This window comes from Peribacillus folii, assembly GCF_030271255.1.
Lineage (GTDB): Bacteria > Bacillota > Bacilli > Bacillales > DSM-1321 > Peribacillus.
Genome location: NZ_JASJOM010000027.1, coordinates 1 through 5,496 on the forward strand (window position 1 = coordinate 1; position 5,496 = coordinate 5,496).

6 protein-coding genes are annotated in these 5,496 nt (G+C 38.2%); 2 read left to right on the forward strand and 4 right to left on the reverse strand.

Annotation, left to right across the window (positions count from 1 at the left end):
- Positions 1-1,707 precede the first annotated feature (1,707 nt).
- Positions 1,708-2,544 carry a nuclease-related domain-containing protein gene (locus QNI08_RS22325; protein WP_285769542.1) on the reverse strand — a complete coding sequence of 279 codons (837 nt, stop codon included), beginning with the start codon at positions 2,542-2,544 and terminating at the stop codon, positions 1,708-1,710.
- Between the two features lie 190 nt (positions 2,545-2,734).
- Between QNI08_RS22325 and QNI08_RS22330 the strand changes: the two genes are divergently transcribed.
- Positions 2,735-2,902: a hypothetical protein gene (locus QNI08_RS22330; RefSeq protein ID WP_285769543.1), complete on the forward strand. Its 168-nt coding sequence runs from the start codon at positions 2,735-2,737 to the stop codon at positions 2,900-2,902.
- A gap of 114 nt (positions 2,903-3,016) precedes the next feature.
- Here the strand turns inward: QNI08_RS22330 and cspC are convergent, their stop codons facing one another.
- Positions 3,017-3,217, reverse strand: coding sequence for a cold shock protein CspC (cspC, locus tag QNI08_RS22335; protein WP_285769544.1), 201 nt, complete (start codon positions 3,215-3,217; stop codon positions 3,017-3,019).
- Positions 3,218-3,503: 286 nt separating this feature from the next.
- Here cspC and QNI08_RS22340 point away from each other — a divergent pair, with 286 nt between their 5' ends.
- Positions 3,504-3,764: a hypothetical protein gene (locus QNI08_RS22340; protein WP_285769545.1), complete on the forward strand. Its 261-nt coding sequence runs from the start codon at positions 3,504-3,506 to the stop codon at positions 3,762-3,764.
- Between the two features lie 62 nt (positions 3,765-3,826).
- Here the strand turns inward: QNI08_RS22340 and QNI08_RS22345 are convergent, their stop codons facing one another.
- Both QNI08_RS22345 and QNI08_RS22350 read right to left on the reverse strand, forming a co-directional pair.
- Complete coding sequence (locus QNI08_RS22345) at positions 3,827-4,444, reverse strand: YdcF family protein (protein ID WP_483313815.1); 618 nt, start codon at positions 4,442-4,444, stop codon at positions 3,827-3,829.
- 110 nt (positions 4,445-4,554) lie between these two features.
- Entirely contained in the window at positions 4,555-5,340 is a 786-nt protein-coding gene (locus QNI08_RS22350; RefSeq protein ID WP_285769546.1) for a serine hydrolase, read from the reverse strand.
- Between the last annotated feature and the right edge of the window lie 156 nt (positions 5,341-5,496).

The window sequence follows — 5,496 nt, forward strand, 5'->3', positions numbered from 1 at the left end:
TTTTTCTCCCTACAGTTTAAAAATTCAAAAAGATGATATAAAAGCAATATTTCATTAGATACCTAATACATTTGTGAAAAAACTTCAAATACAAATTCATAGCTTCAAAAAGGAATAGAAACTATTTGTATCGTGTCCAACTACCGAGTGGCATTGATATAAGCAAATTTCTATGCTCTCCACAGTAAGAAGGCTATGGAAGTTAAAATACTGCCCCCTACTTCTCTCAAAAAAAGAACCGCTGTTGTGATTGCTCTTCCATATACCTTATCCTTTAATTATATACCCTCGGTCTTGGGAAGGGGTGATAAAAAAGGAGAGGATCAAGCATCTTAACTTCTGAAAATTTGACCAATCACCTTATTAAATTCAACAGATTCGGATCTACAAACCATAGGTAATATATCTTCATGTTACTTCATAAGTAGAACGTAAGTTGTTTACTACTTCATCAACATATAGATCCAATGCTTTAGATATTACAGCAACATTTGCCACTTTATCTAACAAGGATTTAGTAAAACCCCTACTCATTGCGTGAGGATTTTTGTTCTTCAAACCGTACATCTTAGCATACTTATTTAATCGTTTTAGAATGTTATGCGTTGGAGAGGTTGCTATGACATCACCAAGTAATAAACAGTAGAATATTCTTCTCGCCATATCCTTTCTAATGACCGTATTCTACTTTATCAGTACCACTAACAACTTCTGAAAGTCATCAAAAGGCAACTTAATTTGTTGATGATTTTTCATAATGCTTCCTTCTGGATTCACCACTTTGCTATTGAAGTCAATATGCCCTTCTTCAAGCTGAACTAATGTATTTGTATTTATTTGGACACCAGTTTTAAACATCACAGAACGGCTGCAGCCCTTAGTGAATGAAATTGCCTAGCTCTAATAATAAGAGACGAGAACAGGACACTAACATCATGCTCTGTTGCTCCTTCTTTCACCTTTTGACCGACTTTAATGTTGATTGTTTTCCAAAACTTCATCTCAATCCAACGATAATCAAAACATCTTAATAATCACAGTCTAAATTGTCGACCACGTGTAAGAACTATTACTTATAAGTATAAATAAGTGAAGGGGAAATTGGCTCTAGGGAATAAAAGGAAAGATGCCATCATCGAAGAGCAAAAGTCAATGGTCACATTTTCAGTGGAGATATCATAAAAATCAGCCTTCCTTGATAATCAAGGAAGGCTGATTTTAAGGGAACTTTATTAACTGTTTAGGTTGATTATACTGTAATTTTCCTGGTCACGCAGTGGTCACAAAAATGGTCACATGCGGTCACAGAAAAGTAGTTTTTCTAGTATTCATCCATTTTCATCCTTTTATTCGAAAACCACAAAACCCTTATATATCAACGTTTCCACTCATCATCGACGGCATCAAACAGGACGGCACTTCCGAACCTGTTTTCCGTAATGGGGATTGGGCGTTTTAAGTAAAGTGAGGTTTTTGAAGGAGTAAAACTTTGAGTGGTCATAGGTATGGTCACATTTCATTATATTAAAACAAATCATCAAGAACATCAGCCACGTGTTTCTGCATACTGGGAAGCACGTGGCTGTATTTCGTCTAGTGTAATTGGGCTTAAAAACCCCTTTGCAAGAAAGGAACCCCATTCACATTGAAAAAAATGAGTGCTCATTAAATTGGGCTCAAACCTGTTTCCAGCAACAGATAGCCGTTTTAAGCATGTGCTTTTTGATGATCATAACAATAAATATTCCCTTTAAATCTCTTCTTATTTGCCAAACAAAAGGCCTCAACTTTACCTGATACCGCCTTTCCACAAGTCATACATGTCGCTGCGTTAATTTGGCTTTCATGGGCTGCCGTAATTCTTGCTTTCGTGCTCAGCATCTCGACATGCTTTGTTCTTATCCCTTGGTCCGATATGTTCGTTTTCTCCAGCATAGAATACATATGTAAAATATTATCATCGGAAAATATAGCTGATGGATGCTGTAACTTTAAAACATTGAGCTTCCTTGTCATGAACTCGGACAACTCCGTATCGTAGACAATCAAATCATTAGATTGTATTTTTCTTAGCTCTGCATTCACTTTGAATGCACTTCTTTTGGTAAAAGACACGATTGAGACTATATCCCTCTCATCGACTGTTTGGAGGATAGATTTGATCGCCTGTATATGACCGAAATTTTGGTTAAAAGGATTCATCATATAGAACTTTCCATTAACATTCCATTTCGGGCTTTTTCTATCACCATATATGGTTCCGGCGAAATTTTTGGTCTCGATAACGAATATCGCAAAAGGAGTAAAAACAACATGGTCAATTTGGGAATAACCAGACTTCGCTTTAACATTGGGAATTAGCACATCACTGAGATATCTGGCGTTCTTGGGCAGTTGATCAAGCTGAATGTTAATTTTGTATTCGCCAAGCTCTCCGATTCTGCTAGATGTGACCTTTGACTTGGTCACTTCCACATCAGATATGGCAGAAGCTTCTCTAATCGGTTTCTTTTTTTTAAGGCTCTGAAATAGTTTGGATAACATGGTGTTGATACTCCTTATCTTGAGCCCCATAAGCTAATTCCCAGACAACTTTCGAATTGATATGCCGCTTCATATTAAATCAAATCCTGCCTATAGTATATTTATCTTATTACCAATATCAGTAATGGGATATATTGAACATATTTTCATACCCCAATATGTTATACTAATAATAAAGAGGGTGCATAAATTGAAACGCAATAAGTATAATACGGGCGAAACGGTAACCATTCAGGATACTGATGAATTAGTGACCATTAATAAATGGGCATATGTGAAAAATATGAAAAGATATTCTTATACGGTAAAAGAACATCCGACCACTTTTTTCTTTGAAGAAGAATTGAAAAAAGTCTAATGTCTTAAAACCCTACTCGGCTCAAGAGTGGGTTTTTTCATGTTTTTACGATAAAAATAAAAAACAGACCCCCTCAAGGGGCCTGTTCATATGGGTAACGATTTGTATGATGAATTAAGCTTTTTGAACGTTTGCAGCTTGAGCTCCACGAGCACCTTGCTCAACGTCGAAAGTTACTTTTTGACCTTCGTCTAAAGTTTTGAAGCCTTCGCTTTGGATAGCTGAGAAATGTACGAATACGTCGTCTCCATTTTCACGCTCGATGAATCCGAATCCTTTTTCTGCGTTAAACCATTTAACTGTACCTTGTTCCATAACTTGTTGCCTCCTAGTGCATTATACACATTGTATTACTATTTTTAATCATTCGGAAAATACAAAGTATCTTCTTCTACAATCAAAAACAATTCTTTATAAGATTAACATGATTTGATTAAGATAGCAAATTATCCAGTGATATTTACCTTGCTTTCGTAGTGAGATGATTGGTTTTTCCCTTTATTTTTCCAGATGTGATTCAGATTCGGACGAACGGGTATATCAGAATAAAAGAAAAACTGCGAGTACTCTTGCAAAAGCAAACAACATAGGAGGTCAAAACATGAAATATTACAAAGTTTCCAATAGCGGTTTCGATAGTAAGGTCATTGTAGCCAATAGCGAGTATGAAGCCCTTGGCTATTATTTGATGGAAATCGATGATCAACTTGGTTTTGTTGATGATATAGATGTGGATGAAGTGAATGCGGATGAACGAGTCGAGATATCCTATACAGGATACCCTGTTTATAAAACACTTCAGGAAATTTTTCAGGAAAAAGAATACTGGGGAGTTCCCAATGTTGTCATTGAAGTTGAATGAAAAAGGACTCCCCGTCCATTTTTCTTGAAAGGGAAAGGAAAAGAATCATGACAAGGAAACGTTCACGGACGGAACAACTCTGTCAAATAGTATTTGGTGATGGCCAGATATTCACGTAAATATGATTTCGGTACAGATACTTTTGGTGTTTTTGCCGGTATGCCCTTTACGTTCAGCCCTTCTTTGGTTGCCATTTCCACTGCCCGGTAAATATGAAAATCATTACTGACAATCACACCAGGAGCTGCTGGATCGGAAATGAGTTTTTTTGAAAAAACAATATTCTCATGAGTTGTCGTGGATTCATCTTCCATCTTGATACGTGAGCCTTCGATTCCCTGTTCCACCAGCCCCTGCCGCATCGCTTGTGCTTCCGAGATATCCTCGCCTGGCCCTTTGCCGCCGGATACGATGGCTACTGTCTGCTTATGTGCCGTTAAGTATTCGGCAGCTTTATCAATCCGATATTGCAAAGATAACGATGGAACGGAGCCTTTGACCCTTGCCCCAAGTATGATAAGATAGTCAGCCTCATCTGGAATCCCCTGGTGCTTGCTTTCCTGGATTTTCATATGCAAAAAGCCAAAATACACCATTAACAGGGCAGCTGCGAATAGTGCGATTTTCATTGCCTGCTTCAACGCTTTTGCTCGTGTCGATTTACTTTTGCGATAAAACATGATTTTTTATGCCCTCCCCTAACGACAATCCCATCATCATGGAAGAGTGGACCGTCTTATTTCCCCTCCCTCCTTTCATGATAATGACCTTCCTGCACCGCAGCGGATATCTATTCCGCCACCATGTCATCATAAATCAGCTTGCCAATTTTGCTGATGACTTGCCTGCTTTCTTCGTCTGATTTTATGTTTTCAGTCAGGACCGCCGCATAAACCATTCGAGACTCCGAGCGAATAATTGCGCAATCGTGGGAAACTCCCCTTATACCGCCTGTTTTGCTTGCGACCTTCACCCCTCTGCCCATCATGGATGGGAGTTTATCCCTTAATTGCTGATTCTCAAAAACACGCAATATTTTTTCCTGGCTTTGCTTCGTTAAAAAGTCCCCTGTATGTATCGCTTTTAGGCAGGTAACCGTATCCTCCGCCGAAATCGTATTATCTTTCCCGTCCTTTAATGCTTGAAAATCCTGCATTTTCCTTCCAAGGAAGGTATTCTTCAAACCTAGCTCCTTAATGCATCGATTAATTTCATCAAAGCCTAATAAATCCATCATCATATTCGTCGCAGTATTGTCGGAAACCGTTATCATCAAGGTCAATAAGTCCTCAACCGTTAAAAATACTTTATTTGACAATGCATGCAAGACCCCAGATCCCCCAGTCACTGCATTCGGCGGAATGGTCACTGGTTGATTCAAATAGATCTTCTTTCGTTCACTTTGCAGGTAACCCTCGATGATCATTGGTATTTTGATCAAACTTGCCGATTGAAACCGGTCTCCCTCCTGATAACCGATCACATCACCCAGATCAGTTTCCATTTTATAAGCTATATTCCCGTCAAACGCTTCAACTAATGCCAATAGATCATTTTCGATAGTTTGTAACGTCATCGTATCCCTCTGCCTCCTTTTTAATCTCATTTTTCTACTGACTGTCCTATTCCTTAACTTATTCTACCATGTGAATTGCAGTACTTTCTTCTGCAATATACCACTTTAGTTAAATTTATATTTAAGAAAGAAAAAAGAGCCTTCGCATGAAGGCTT